We start from the raw sequence: 12,644 nt of genomic DNA, 5'->3' as shown, positions 1-12,644 counted from the left end.
CCCCACTTCTGCCCGCCGCCTCACAGCCGTCGCTGCCCCAGGTGGTATCATCGTCACTCTCGTTTTCGCAGTCTGGTGAGGTTCGATGGACAACGATTCACGCTGGCAGCGCTTGATTAACGACGGCGAACTGCCGCCGCCGCTGCGCCCGGCACAGGCGATTTACGCCTCCTGGCTACGCTGCCGCAGCCTGATGCAGCCCGACGTCTGGCAAGCACCGCACCGCGCTCAGGGCGCCACCTTCGAATCGATTTGCCGCCGCAAGAACGACCTGCTGACGCTCGGCCAGGCGGCGCTGGAAGACGCCTGCGAATACATGGAGCCGCGTCGTTGCCTGTTGATGATCCTCGACGAGAGCGGCTGCATGCTGTGGCGCTGCGGCGACGCCAAAACCTGGGAGCTGTTGCAGCCATTGGGGTTCGCCCCCGGCGCTTACTGGGCCGAGGGGCAGATCGGCACCAACGCCCCGGCGCTGGCGGCGGCGGAAGGCCACCCGGTGCGGGTGAGCGGCGAAGAGCACGTGCGCCGGGCGCTGCACGGCTGGTCGTTCTGCGCCACGCCGGTCTACGACAACAGCGGCCGCCAACGCGGCTCGATCGCGCTAGGCTGCCTGCTGGCCGACTGCGCCGCCGGCGATCTGTCGCTGACGCTGGCCATCGCCCGCGAAATCGGCAATTCGCTGAACGCCGACGGCCTGCTGGCGGAATCCAACCGCCATCTGAATCAGCTTTACGGCCTGCTGGACGGCGTGGACGACGGCGTTATGGCCTGGGATCACCGTGGCTACCTGCAATACATCAACCAGCGCGCCGCCGGCTTGTTGAAGCTGGACGAGCAGCAGAGCCAGGGCAAACCGCTGGCGCAGCTGCTGACGCTGCCCGCCCTGCTCAAGCGCGCCATCACCGACCGGCAGCCGCTGCAACACGTCGAAGTCACCTTCGAAAGCCAGCGGCAGTTTATCGCCGCCTTGCTGACGCTCAAGCCGATTTTCGACGGCGATCGCTGCAGTTTCATCGCCCTGCTGCACCCGCTCGAGCGGCTGCGCCAGTACGTCAGCAGCCAGCTGGGGCGAGTCAGCCACAGCTTCGAGCAGATGCCCTCCGCCTCGCTGGAGATGCGGCGGCTGATCCGTTACGGGCAGCAGGCGGCCAAGGGCCAGCATCCAATCCTGCTGCGCGGAGAGGAAGGGGTCGGCAAAGAGCGGCTCAGCCAGGCTATCCACAACGCCGGCGAACGCGCCGCCGGGCCGTATATCGCCCTCAACTGCCAGCTGCTGCCGCAGGCGCAGGGGTTGCGTGAGCTGCTGGGCAGCGACGCCAGCGAAGAAGAGGCCGGCCAGCTGAGCAAATTCGAATTGGCCAACGGCGGCACGCTGTATCTCGAACAGATCGAATACCTGCCGGCGGAGATGCAGTCGGCGTTGCTGCAGGTGCTGAAAACCGGCGTGGTGATCCGCCTCAATTCCAGCCGGGTGATCCCGGTCGATGTGCGGGTGATCGCCGGCAGCGCCGCCGATCTGCCGCTGCTGGTGCAGCAAAACCGCTTCCGCCGCCAGCTGTTTTACAGCCTGCAAGCCTTCGAGATCCAGATCCCGCCGCTGCGCCAGCGGCTGAGCGATATTCCGCTGCTGGTCAAACACCATCTGCGCGCGCTGGAGCAACACTTTCAGTGTCGCTTTCGGGTGGATGACGAAGTGATGGCCCAGCTGGCGCTCTACCTGTGGCCGGGCAACGATTTGGAACTGAAAGGAGTGGTGGAGCGCGCGGCGATGATCTGCCACGGCCACCACATCCAGTTAGCAGATTTGCCGGCGCACCTGCTCGGCCAGCCGTCGCTGCTGGAGAGCGATCCGCAGCCCGGCGCGCCGCTGTTGACGCTGACGGACATGGAGCGCCAGGCGATCCTCCGCGCGGCGACCGTCAGCCGGGGTCAGCTGACGGAGATGGCGCAGCTGCTGGGCATCGGCCGCACCACCCTGTGGCGGAAGATCAAACAACACGGGATCGACATCCGCCAGTTCAAGCTGCGTGCCTAGTGGCTGAGCTGCAACACCCCACGCGCGGCGTCCAGCATCGCCTTCTGCCCGCTGCGGGTTTTGCTCAGGCAATCCTGCATGCCGACCACCATCGGAATGCCCATCGCCTTCGCCAGAATGGCGCTGTGCGACAGGGCATTGCCACCGCTGAGGCAGATGCCGAGCACCAGCCGCCTGTCGAGCATCACCACCTCTGAAGGCATCAGCTCGTCCATCACCAGTATCGATGGCTCTGCCAGCGCGATGGCCGGCAGCGGCAGCCCCTGCAGATGGCACAGCGTGCGGCGCAGCATGTCGCGCACGTCCAGTTCACGCGCCCGCATGTAGTCGTCATCCAGTTCGCGGTACTCTTCGGCGATCGCTTCCAGCACCTGCCGCCAGGCCTGTTCGGCGCAGCACAGCTGTTGCGCAATGCGGGTGTAAGCCGCCTGCTGCAGATCCGGATCGTCCAACAGCATGCTGTGGGCGCCGAAGATCGCCGCCTGCGGCTTGCCGATCAGCGTACCGGTACGTTCCGCCAGCCGGTTCAGATCGCTCAGGGTGTGCTGCAGCGCCTCCCGCAGGCGTTGCTGTTCGCCCAACACCTCGTCCGCGCCGATCCGTCGATCGACGGTTGACGGCCAGAAGCTGTGGGCCTGGAACACCGGCCCGCTGGTGACGCTTTCCGCCACCGGGATACCGTGCAGCGAAGGCTGCTGCCGCTCGGAGACCGTCTCGCCGAAATGTTGTTCCGCCAGCGCTTTGAACGCCGCCAGCGCTTCGTCCGCCTGTGCGCCGTCGGCGATCAGGCGAATGGTGTCGCCGTGGCGCACCTGCAGCAGCGCCAGCTGATTGAGGCTGCGCGGATCGACGCACTGCCCCTGTTTTTCCAGCACCAGCTCGGCCTTGAACGGCGCCAGCGCCTCTACCAGCCGCGCCGCCGGGCGCGCATGCAGCCCGTGCGGGTTCTGCACCGTCCAGGTTGCGCTTTTACCCTGCGCCAGCGGCAAAGCCGCGCTTTTCGCGGCCGGCGAGCCTTCGCCTAGCTGCGCCTGTTTAGCCTGCAACGCGCTCTGCGCCTCCGCCACCACCTGCTCCAGCGAAGCGCCGGAGTTGGCGGCGACCACCGCCGCCAGCGTGCCTTCGACCAGCGGCGCCGCACACAGCCGCACTTTGGCGGCCAAGCCCGGGTCCAGCAAATCGAGCGCTGTTTCCGCGCTGAGCAGCGCACTGCCCAAATCCATCAGCACCAGAACGCCGTCGCCGTCAGCAACCGCTTCAATCGCCTCCATCACTTTGACCGCGTCGGTACCGATCGGGTGTTCCTCGTCATCCACGCCCGCAGCCAGCGCCAGCTTGCAGCCATCGCCGCGCATCATCTGCCGCGCCAACTGCTCAACGCCGCGCGCCAGCAACGCACTGTGCGAAACCACCACGATATTAATCATCTCGCCTCCTGCTACGGCTAACTACCGGCGACCTCGGCCAGCGTTTTCATCATCAGCATCACCGAAGTGGCGCCGGGATCCTGGTGGCCGATGCTGCGCTCGCCCAGGTAACTGGCCCGCCCCTTGCGCGCCTGCATCGTGATGGTGCTCTCCACCGCCCGCTCGGCGCTGTCGGCGGCGCGCTGCAGCGCCTCCGCCACGCTCAGATTCTGCTGCGCGGACTGGCCGAGGCTGTCCACCACCGGCCACCAGACGTCGCACATAGTTTTGTCGCCCGGCTCCGCCTTACCGCGCATCACCACGCCTTCCACCCCCTCCTGCATCATCTGCTGCAGCTCCGCCAGATCCAGGCTTTGCTTGGCGTTCGCCGCCTGCGCCGCGCGGATGAAGAAGGTGCCGAACAGCGGGCCGCTGGCGCCGCCCACGCTCGACAGCAGCGTCATGCCGGTATTTTTCAGAATGAAGCCGATATCTTTGTCTGCCACCGACGGCAGTTTTTCTACCACCTTGTTAAAACCGCGATTCATGTTCAAACCGTGGTCGGCATCGCCGATCTCGGTGTCCAACCGGGTCAGAAAATCGCGCTCCCGGCTGAACACCTCGCCGCAACGCATCAGCCAATCGACAACCTGTTGTTTGGTCAACGCCATGATTCCTCCTCAGCAACCCCAACGCAGCGCAGGCGTTTTCACCGGCGCATCCCACAAGGACAACAGCTCGTCGTCCACGTTCAACAGCGTGATGGACACGCCCTGCATATCGAGCGAGGTGCAATAAGAGCCCACCAGGTTGCGTTCGATAATGATGCCCGCCTCGGCGCAGCGTTCCGCCAATCGATGGTACACGCCATACAGCTCGGACAGCGGCGTGGCGCCCAGGTTGTTGACCAGCGCGATCGCCCGATCGCCGCGCGTCAGCGGCTGCTTGGTTTGCATCTCGTCGCGCCACTCGCCCTGCTGACGATCCCAGACGCGGATCGTGCGCTGATAGTGGCCGTGGTCGATCAGCGTATGGAACATGTCGTCCACCGCCGCGTTGAGCGTGGTGAACGGGCGGCGCGCAATGCCCGGCTCGCCGTGAATGCCGACGCCGAACTCCATTTCGTTCTCCGCCAGGGTGAACGACGGCTTGCCGGCGGCCGGCACGGTGCAAGCCCCCAGCGCGATGCCGATCGAATGCCCGTGGTTATTGATGCGATGCCCCAGCGTCACCACGCAGTCCAGATCGTCGCCGCGCGCCGCGGCGGCGCCCAGCAACTTCTCCATCAGCACGGTGTTGGCTACCCCACGCCGCCCGGCGGTAAACAGACTGTCTTTGACCGCCACGTCATCATCCACCAGCACCGTCGCCACCGCGACGCCGCTGTCGTGCAGCAGCTCGGTGGCGGTTTCGAAGTTGAGCACGTCGCCGGTATAGTTCTTGATCAGCAGCAACACCCCGGCGCCGCCGTCGATCGCCTGGCCGCACTCGTACATTTTATCCGGCGTCGGCGAGGTAAAAATCTCGCCCGGACAGGCGCCGTCGAGCATCCCTTCGCCGACGAAACCGCAGTGCATCGGCTCATGGCCGCTGCCGCCGCCGGACAGGATCGCCACCTTGCCCGCCACCGGCGCGTCGGCGCGGGTCACGAACACCGGATCCGCGTGCACCAACAGCTCGGGATGGGCCTCCGCCAGCCCCTGCAACTGCTCTTCCAACACCGACTCGACCTGATTAATCAGTTTTTTCACGATGGTTTCCTCTGTAAGAACAGGGGCGCGGCGCACCGCGCCCCAAGGGTATCAATGACGCTGCAGCCAGGCGGCGCCCAGCCTATCCGCCGTCAGGATCGCCGCCTGCACGCCCGCTGGGGTGACCTTGAACGGCATGTTGTGAATGGTTTCGCCGGCGGCGCAGCTGGCCTCGGCCACCGCCATGATCTTCGCCGTCGCATCGCCGGTGACGCCCATCTGCGCCAGCGTGATCGGCAGGCCGATGCCATGGCAAAACGCCAGCACGGTTTCAATCTGCGCCATGGGGCTGTTCTGCAGCACCAGCTGTGCCAGGGTGCCGAACGCCACTTTCTCGCCGTGATACAGGTGGTGGCACTCCTCGAGCACGGTGAAACCGTTGTGAATGGCATGCGCCGCCGCTAGCCCGCTGCTCTCGAAGCCGATGCCGCTCAGATAGGTATTGGCCTCAATGATGCGCTCCACCGCTTCCGTCACCACGCCGGCCTCGACCGCCAGTTTGGCTTTTACCCCTTCCGCCAGCAGCGTGTCATAACACAGCCGCGCCAGGCTGAGCGCCGCCAGCGTCGATTTGCCGCCGGCCATGCTGGTGGCCTGGGCGTCGAAACAGGCCTGGGCTTCGAAATAGGTGGAGAGCGCGTCGCCCATGCCGGCCACCAGCAGGCGCACCGGCGCTTTGGCGATGATGGCGCTGTCCATCACCACCATGTCCGGGTTGCGCGGATAAATCAGGTATTCGGCAAATTCGCCCTGTTCAGTGTAGAGGACCGACAGCGCGCTGGTCGGCGCATCGGTGGAGGCGATGGTGGGAATAAGCACCACCGGCAGCTGTTGGTAGTGCGCCACGGCCTTGGCGGTGTCGAGCGTCTTGCCGCCGCCGACGCCGATCACGCCGCGGCGGCCGTGAGCCTGCAACTCATGGCCGAGCCGGTCTATCTCTTTGCGGCAGCATTCGCCGTTGAAGCGGGCCACGTGATGTTTCACGCCGTGCTGCTGCAGGCTGCCCATCAGGGTGTCGCCCGCCAGCTGCATCACGAAGTCGTCTGCGATCACCAGGTAGTGATCGGCGAGGGATTTGGCGTATTCGCCGACGGCGGCCAGCGCATTGGCGCCCTGAATATATTTACCTGGTGACTGGATGATTCTCAACATAACCGGATCCTTGTAGGGAGTTGGCGATGGTAACGTTCAGATATCAGGTGATGACGCGCCGACTTCGCCGCCGGCTTGTTGTTGTGCTTCGACTATGAGCGCCCGCCGCCCGCCTGGCGAGCTTCGCGATTTTTGTTCCATTATGGAACATCATCATAGCGACAACGTTTCATGATGAAACGCCAACGCGCGTTTTTTCGCCGCGAAAGCGAACTGGCGCACACCCCAACGTATAACTGCGTAAAGAGTCGATTCTGCGGGCGTTTCAGCTTTAATTTTGACCATGTTTCCCCTATCCTTAGCGCCACTACTGGGAAAGGGCGAAAACAGCCCGCATGATGGGATTGATAACGATGAAACGGACAAAAAACATCAACCAAGAGACGTTCCGCAAATCCTGGCGCAGCTACCGTGTCGCGCCCGTGGCTTTGGCGATCAGCGCTGTCTTTATGCTGGCCGGCTGCGAGAAGAGCGATGAAACGGTCTCCCTGTATCAGAATGCCGATGACTGTTCGCGCGCCAATCCTTCGATGAGCGAGCAGTGCACCACCGCCTACAACAACGCCTTGAAAGAAGCGGCGAAAACCGCACCGAAATACGCTACACGCGAAGACTGCGTCGCCGAGTTCGGCGAAGCGCAGTGCACCCAGGCGCCGGCTCCGGCGCAGGCCGGCATGGCGGCGGAATCGCAAAGCAGCGGCAGCTTCTGGATGCCGCTGATGGCGGGCTACATGATGGGTCGCCTGATGGGCGGCTCCGGCTTCGCGCAGCAGCCGCTGTTCACCTCCAAGAACGCCGCCAGCCCGGCGAACGGCAAGTTTGTCGACGCCAGCGGCAAGAGCTACGGCCCGGCCACCGCCGGCGGCCGCACCATGACGGTGCCGAAAACCGCCATGGCACCGAAGCCTGCGGTCACCAACACCGTGACCCGCGGCGGCTTCGGCGAGACCGTGGCCAAGCAGACCAGCATGCAGCGCAGCAGCGCCACCTCCAACTCCGGCTCTCGCAGCATGGGCGGTTGATGCATGAAACGTATTGCTATTACCGAGCGCCCGGACTGGCGTGAAAAAGCGACCGAGTTCGGGTTCCGTTTCCACACCATGTACGGCGAGCCCTACTGGTGTGAAGACGCCTATTACCAGTTCACGCTGGCGCAGATTGAAGAGATCGAAAGCGCCACCGCCGAGCTGCACCAGATGTGCCTGCAGGTGGTGGAAAAAGTGGTCGGCAGCGACGAGCTGATGGCCAAGTTCTGCATCCCGAAACACACCTGGGAGTTCGTGCGCAGCTCCTGGCGCACCAACCAGCCGTCGCTGTACTCGCGTCTCGATCTGGCCTACGACGGCGTCAACCCGCCGAAGCTGCTGGAGAACAACGCCGATACGCCAACCTCGCTGTATGAGGCGGCCTTCTTCCAGTGGCTGTGGCTGGAAGACCAGATCAACGCCGGCAAACTGGATCCGGAGTCGGATCAGTACAACAGCCTGCAGGAGAAGCTGATCGAGCGTTTCGCCGAGCTGAAAGCGCATCACGGCTTCGGCCTGTTGCACCTGGCCTGCTGCCAGGACAGCGAAGAAGATCGCGGCACGGTGCAATATCTGCAGGACTGCGCGCAGGAAGCCGGTCTGCCGACCGAGTTCCTGTTCATGGAAGAGATAGGCCTCGGCGAGAAAGGCCAGTTTACCGATCTGCAGGATCAGGTGATTGGTAACCTGTTCAAGCTCTACCCGTGGGAATTCATGCTGCGCGAGATGTTCTCCACCAAGCTCGAAGACGCCGGCGTGCGCTGGCTGGAGCCGGCCTGGAAGAGCATCATCTCCAACAAAGCGCTACTGCCGCTGCTGTGGGAAATGTTCCCGAACCACCCGAATCTGTTGCCGGCTTATTTCGCGCAAGACGATCATCCGCCGATGGATCATTACGTCACCAAGCCGCTGTTCTCACGCGAAGGCGCCAATATCCAGATCGTCGAAAACGGTCAGGAAGTGGCGCGCGTCGATGGGCCATACGGCGAAGAGGGCATGATCGTGCAGCAGTTCCATCCGCTGCCGAAGTTCGAAGACAGCTACACGTTGATCGGCAGCTGGCTGGTGAACGATCAACCTTGCGGCATCGGTCTGCGCGAAGATCGCGAACTGATCACGCAGGATCTGTCGCGCTTCTATCCGCACACCATCCTCGGCTGATCGCTCCGCCGAAGACAAAAACGCCAGTCTCTGACTGGCGTTTTTCTTTACCCCACCTGCACCGACAGCATGCTCAGCGCTCCCATTTCGATACCGTCGATCGGCACGCTGATGGCCTCTTTTCCATCCCAACCGCCAAGCACGTACAGCAACGGTAGATAGTGTTCCGGCGTCGGATTCGACAGCGCCGCCCCCTCATGGCGCATGAAATCCACCAGCGGATGGTTATCGCCCCGATAACGCAGGTTATCGCGGACAAAGTTATTGAACGATTCCGCCCACGGGTAGGCGCTGGTATCGCCCTGCCATTTCACCATGCGCAGGTTGTGCACCACGTTGCCGCTGGCGACAATCATCACCCCCTCATCGCGCAGCGCAGCAAGTTTGCGGCCCAGTTCATAGTGATAGGCCGCCGGCTGTGTGCCGTCGACGCTGAGCTGCACCACCGGGATGTCAGCATTGGGATACATCTTGATCAAGACGCCCCAGGTACCGTGATCCAACCCCCACTCGCCGAGATCGGCCGTTACCGGCACCGGCGCCAGCATTTGCTGCAGCTGCGCAGCCAGCGCGGGAGAGCCCGGCGCCGGATAACGGGTATCGAACAGCGCCTGCGGGAACCCGCCGAAGTCGTGAATGGTTTTGGGTTTTTCCATCGCGGTAACCGCAGTGCCGCGGGTATACCAATGTGCGGAAACCGCCACGATCGCCTTCGGGCGCGGCAATGACTCACCCAACGCACGCCATGCCCGGGTGTAACGGTTGTCTTCCAGCACATTCATCGGGCTACCGTGGCCAAGAAACAGTGCAGGCATACGAGAGGTGTTCATAGGGAGATCCTTAGTTCAAATTGTGCTATGCCGCTACATTACGCGCTTTGCCGCACCAACACAGCCGGATAACCGTGATGAAGATATTCAATAAATTTGAATTAAAAACGGAGGAATGCGCCGGCAGACAGAAAGATAAAAAATTTATATATTTCAATAGATTAATAACAAACATGAATGTCATGGCATTACTGCCACACAGATCCAATTTGTGAACAATTTATGTATTTTTTGTTAACACAATCTATACACTCCTCCTCTGCCGACGGGTGCCGACAGCCCCGCCGCGCAATGGGAATTACGTCTCACCAAGGAGGAATTCATGTTCAGACTCACACTGGCAACCCGCCTGGCACTTTCCATGTCCTTATTCGCCGGCTGGACGGCAACCGCCGGCACAGCGGACAACGCGCAGCTGACGCAGCGCGAAGACCCTTACTTCCTTCAGGCGCAAGCTCAGCTGCAACAGCGGCTGAAACAGACGCCAAACACCAACCGCGCCAAAAACGTCATTCTGGTGGTCGGCGACGGCATGGGGTTTTCCACCGTGACCGCCGCCCGCATTTTTGAAGGGCAGCAGCGCGGCGTGGACGGCGAATCCAACGTGCTGGCCTGGGAGGCCTTCCCCTATCTGGCGGCGGCCAAAACCTACTCCGCCGACGCCCAAATCACCGACTCCGCGCCCAGCGCTGTGGCGATGACTACCGGCGTCAAAACCATCAACGATCTGATGGGCCTCAACCATACGGCGACCCTCAACAATTGCGAGGACCAGCAAACCAAGGCCGTCACCACGCTGTGGGAGATGGCCGCAACGCTCGGCATGTCCACCGGCGCCGTGACGACCGCGACCATCACCCACGCCACGCCGGGCGCGACCTATGCCCATATCGCCAACCGCGATTGGGAATCCGACGCAAAAATGCCGGCAGCGGCCCTGGCCGCAGGCTGCCGCGACATCGCGCGCCAACTGGTGGAAATGAAGTACGGCAACGGCCTCAACGTGGCAATGGGCGGCGGGCGCGCCAACTTCCTGCCCGACAGCGTGAGCGATCCGGAATACCCCGGCAAGACAGGCGCCAGAAAGGATGGCCGCGATCTGACGCAGGCCTGGCTACAACGCTATGGCGAGCGAGGGCAATACGTATGGAATCAGGCGCAGTTCGACAAAATCGAGCCGGGTAAGATCGACCACCTGTTGGCCCTGTTTGAGCCGTCGCACATGAACTTCGAGCACGATCGGCGGCAAGACGCGGCGGGAGAACCTTCGCTGGCGGAAATGACCGGCAAGGCCATCGATATTCTGGCCAAGAATCCCGAGGGCTACCTGCTGTTGGTGGAGGGTGGACGCATCGATCACGGCAGCCATAGCGGTAACGCCTACCGCACGCTGAGCGACGCGGTCGCCCTGAACGAAGCGGTGAAAACCATCGTCGACAAGGTCAATCTGGACGAAACCCTGGTAATCGTGACCGGCGATCACAGCCACACACTCACCATCGCCGGCTATGCCAAGCGGGGTAATCCTATCCTCGGTATTTCCGTGGGGGTCAACGGCAAACCGCTGCTGGGCAGCGACGGCAAGCCTTACACCACCGTCGGCTTCGCCAATGGCCCCGGCGGCACGATCCCACTGGCCGAACGCCCGGCATTGACCATGGAGCAGGCCACCGCGCCCGACTTTATTCAGCCGGCGCTGGTCCCGCTGAAAAGCGAGACCCACGGCGGGGAAGATCTCGGCATCTACGCCATCGGCCCCTGGGCCCATCTGTTCCAGGGCACGGTGGAGGAGAACTACACCTTCCACGTGATGAATTACGCCAGCCGCATCGGCGAACGCCTGTCAAAACGGTAGCCACAAAAAAAGCCGCGTTACGCGGCTTTTTTATCGTTGAAAGCGGCCGGCTATCAGCTGGCTTTTTTCTCGTGCGCCTGGCGGTAGGCCACCAGATCTTCGATGGTCAGCACCACCATGTCGTGCTGTTTGGCGAAGGCGATCACTTCCGGCGCGTGCGCCATGCTGCCATCGTCGTTGGTCAGTTCACACAGCACGCCGGCAGGTTTGAAACCGGCCATGGAAACCAGATCGATGGTCGCTTCGGTGTGGCCGCGACGGCTCAGCACGCCGCCCGGCTGCGCGCGCAGCGGGAACACGTGGCCCGGACGGTTCAGGTCGCTCGGCTTGGCGCTGTCTGCCACCGCCGCACGGATGGTGGTCAGGCGATCGGAAGCGGAAACCCCGGTGGTCACGCCCTGCGCCGCTTCAATGGTCACGGTGAAGGCGGTCTGGAATTGGCTGGAGTTGTTGGTCACCATCATCGGCAGCTCAAGCTGCTGACGGCGTTCTTCGGTGATGCACAGGCACACGATACCGCTGCCGTGGCGAATGGTCAGCGCCATCTGCTCAACGGTCATGGTTTCCGCGGCGAAGATCATGTCACCTTCGTTTTCACGGTTTTCATCATCGAGCACCATTACGCCGCGCCCGTTGCGCAGTGCGTCAATCGCGCGTTCAACGCGTTCTGTCGGCGTGCCGAAGTCTGAAAGTAGCGTCTGATTCATGGTAAAAAACCTCATTAAAAATTATGGATTACCAGAACCAGGGCGATCTTGAGGAGTAGCTAGCAATAGCTAAAAAAATAACGCAAGCGGGCGCAAGCCCGGCAGATACCGTTACTCTCTCCCATCCGGACTATAACCGTCGGCCCCGGAATTACACCGGATCTGCTGACCTCTAACCGGCCCTGACAGGCTGGCTGAGCGCTCGCGGGCTTTCACCGTAGAAGGTGATTTACCGCCGGTGGGGACTTTCACCCCGCCCTGAGAATAAGCAGGATGACTATAACGCTAATGGGTAGGCAGGGCAATTGGCAAAAGCACAATTCGGCCACGCACGGCGAATGCGCTTAATGGTTTATCCGGCGGGCAACTCGCATTACACTAAGCGGCAGCTATTAAACTCTGAAAGGGATACGCCATGATTGACCCGAAAAAAATCGAACAAATCGCACGCCAGGTTCATGAGTCCATGCCTAAAGGCGTTCGTGAATTCGGGGAAGACGTTGAGAAAAAAATCCGTCAGGTCCTGCAGTCGCAGCTGACCCGCCTGGATTTGGTTAACCGCGAAGAGTTCGACGTACAGACTCAGGTGCTGTTGCGCACCCGCGAGAAGCTGGCGCTGTTGGAACAGCGCATGGCCGAGCTGGAAAGCAAACTGAGCGCGGCACCGGCCGCCAAGCAGGAAGACGAATAAATTCCCGCCAAGGGCGCGCACCGCGCGCCCT

Annotated in this window: 12 protein-coding genes and 1 riboswitch; of the genes, 5 read left to right on the top strand and 7 right to left on the bottom strand. The window is 62.4% G+C overall.

What is annotated here, in order from left to right:
* Window positions 1-85 precede the first annotated feature (85 nt).
* Window positions 86-2,035 (top strand): dihydroxyacetone kinase operon transcriptional regulator DhaR, encoded by a 1,950-nt coding sequence (gene dhaR, locus QOL81_RS18180; protein ID WP_147840348.1) that lies wholly within the window; start codon window positions 86-88, stop codon window positions 2,033-2,035.
* Here dhaR and dhaM read toward each other — a convergent pair.
* From dhaM to QOL81_RS18155, 5 genes are all read right to left on the bottom strand, one after another.
* Window positions 2,032-3,462: a dihydroxyacetone kinase phosphoryl donor subunit DhaM gene (dhaM, locus tag QOL81_RS18175; RefSeq protein ID WP_070915378.1), complete on the bottom strand. Its 1,431-nt coding sequence runs from the start codon at window positions 3,460-3,462 to the stop codon at window positions 2,032-2,034. The two genes, dhaR and dhaM, sit on opposite strands and share 4 nt — an antisense overlap.
* Before the next feature lie 17 nt (window positions 3,463-3,479).
* Window positions 3,480-4,112, bottom strand: coding sequence for a dihydroxyacetone kinase subunit DhaL (gene dhaL / locus QOL81_RS18170; protein WP_197827458.1), 633 nt, complete (start codon window positions 4,110-4,112; stop codon window positions 3,480-3,482).
* Between the two features lie 9 nt (window positions 4,113-4,121).
* On the bottom strand, window positions 4,122-5,192 hold the full coding sequence (gene dhaK, locus QOL81_RS18165; RefSeq protein WP_283439976.1) for a dihydroxyacetone kinase subunit DhaK: 1,071 nt from the start codon (window positions 5,190-5,192) through the stop codon (window positions 4,122-4,124).
* A gap of 51 nt (window positions 5,193-5,243) precedes the next feature.
* Complete coding sequence (locus tag QOL81_RS18160) at window positions 5,244-6,344, bottom strand: glycerol dehydrogenase (protein WP_283439975.1); 1,101 nt, start codon at window positions 6,342-6,344, stop codon at window positions 5,244-5,246.
* A 153-nt stretch (window positions 6,345-6,497) separates the two neighbouring features.
* Window positions 6,498-6,629, bottom strand: a complete 132-nt coding sequence (locus QOL81_RS18155) for a hypothetical protein (protein WP_255411660.1) — start codon at window positions 6,627-6,629, stop codon at window positions 6,498-6,500.
* A gap of 68 nt (window positions 6,630-6,697) precedes the next feature.
* Here QOL81_RS18155 and QOL81_RS18150 point away from each other — a divergent pair, with 68 nt between their 5' ends.
* Window positions 6,698-7,366 (top strand): DUF1190 family protein, encoded by a 669-nt coding sequence (locus tag QOL81_RS18150; RefSeq protein WP_033644601.1) that lies wholly within the window; start codon window positions 6,698-6,700, stop codon window positions 7,364-7,366.
* Between the two features lie 3 nt (window positions 7,367-7,369).
* Window positions 7,370-8,530, top strand: coding sequence for a glutathionylspermidine synthase family protein (locus QOL81_RS18145; RefSeq protein WP_033649062.1), 1,161 nt, complete (start codon window positions 7,370-7,372; stop codon window positions 8,528-8,530).
* A gap of 47 nt (window positions 8,531-8,577) precedes the next feature.
* On the opposite strand, the gene ygiD is transcribed toward QOL81_RS18145, so the two are convergent.
* Entirely contained in the window at window positions 8,578-9,360 is a 783-nt protein-coding gene (gene ygiD, locus QOL81_RS18140) for a 4,5-DOPA-extradiol-dioxygenase (protein WP_033636069.1), read from the bottom strand.
* 322 nt (window positions 9,361-9,682) lie between these two features.
* Here ygiD and QOL81_RS18135 point away from each other — a divergent pair, with 322 nt between their 5' ends.
* Window positions 9,683-11,215, top strand: coding sequence for an alkaline phosphatase (locus QOL81_RS18135; protein WP_283439974.1), 1,533 nt, complete (start codon window positions 9,683-9,685; stop codon window positions 11,213-11,215).
* Window positions 11,216-11,268: 53 nt separating this feature from the next.
* On the opposite strand, the gene ribB is transcribed toward QOL81_RS18135, so the two are convergent.
* On the bottom strand, window positions 11,269-11,922 hold the full coding sequence (gene ribB, locus QOL81_RS18130) for a 3,4-dihydroxy-2-butanone-4-phosphate synthase (RefSeq protein ID WP_033636071.1): 654 nt from the start codon (window positions 11,920-11,922) through the stop codon (window positions 11,269-11,271).
* 109 nt (window positions 11,923-12,031) lie between these two features.
* Window positions 12,032-12,192, bottom strand: a riboswitch (FMN riboswitch).
* Window positions 12,193-12,337: 145 nt separating this feature from the next.
* Between ribB and ubiK the strand changes: the two genes are divergently transcribed.
* Window positions 12,338-12,613 carry a ubiquinone biosynthesis accessory factor UbiK gene (gene ubiK / locus QOL81_RS18125; RefSeq protein WP_004937216.1) on the top strand — a complete coding sequence of 92 codons (276 nt, stop codon included), beginning with the start codon at window positions 12,338-12,340 and terminating at the stop codon, window positions 12,611-12,613.
* Window positions 12,614-12,644 lie beyond the last annotated feature (31 nt).

This window comes from Serratia sp. CC22-02 (assembly GCF_900182895.1).
Classification (GTDB): Bacteria; Pseudomonadota; Gammaproteobacteria; order Enterobacterales; family Enterobacteriaceae; genus Serratia; species Serratia nevei.
This window is presented reverse-complemented; position numbering and strand designations above follow the sequence as displayed.

Excerpts from the sequence above, each read along its gene's own strand:
- dhaR (WP_147840348.1), top strand. The coding sequence starts at position 86 with ATGGACAACGATTCACGCTGGCAGCGCTTGATTAACGACGGCGAACTG.
- dhaM (WP_070915378.1), bottom strand. The coding sequence starts at position 3,462 with ATGATTAATATCGTGGTGGTTTCGCACAGTGCGTTGCTGGCGCGCGGC.
- dhaL (WP_197827458.1), bottom strand. The coding sequence starts at position 4,112 with ATGGCGTTGACCAAACAACAGGTTGTCGATTGGCTGATGCGTTGCGGC.
- QOL81_RS18160 (WP_283439975.1), bottom strand. The coding sequence starts at position 6,344 with ATGTTGAGAATCATCCAGTCACCAGGTAAATATATTCAGGGCGCCAAT.
- QOL81_RS18155 (WP_255411660.1), bottom strand. The coding sequence starts at position 6,629 with ATGGTCAAAATTAAAGCTGAAACGCCCGCAGAATCGACTCTTTACGCA.
- QOL81_RS18150 (WP_033644601.1), top strand. The coding sequence starts at position 6,698 with ATGAAACGGACAAAAAACATCAACCAAGAGACGTTCCGCAAATCCTGG.
- QOL81_RS18145 (WP_033649062.1), top strand. The coding sequence starts at position 7,370 with ATGAAACGTATTGCTATTACCGAGCGCCCGGACTGGCGTGAAAAAGCG.
- ygiD (WP_033636069.1), bottom strand. The coding sequence starts at position 9,360 with ATGAACACCTCTCGTATGCCTGCACTGTTTCTTGGCCACGGTAGCCCG.
- QOL81_RS18135 (WP_283439974.1), top strand. The coding sequence starts at position 9,683 with ATGTTCAGACTCACACTGGCAACCCGCCTGGCACTTTCCATGTCCTTA.
- ribB (WP_033636071.1), bottom strand. The coding sequence starts at position 11,922 with ATGAATCAGACGCTACTTTCAGACTTCGGCACGCCGACAGAACGCGTT.
- ubiK (WP_004937216.1), top strand. The coding sequence starts at position 12,338 with ATGATTGACCCGAAAAAAATCGAACAAATCGCACGCCAGGTTCATGAG.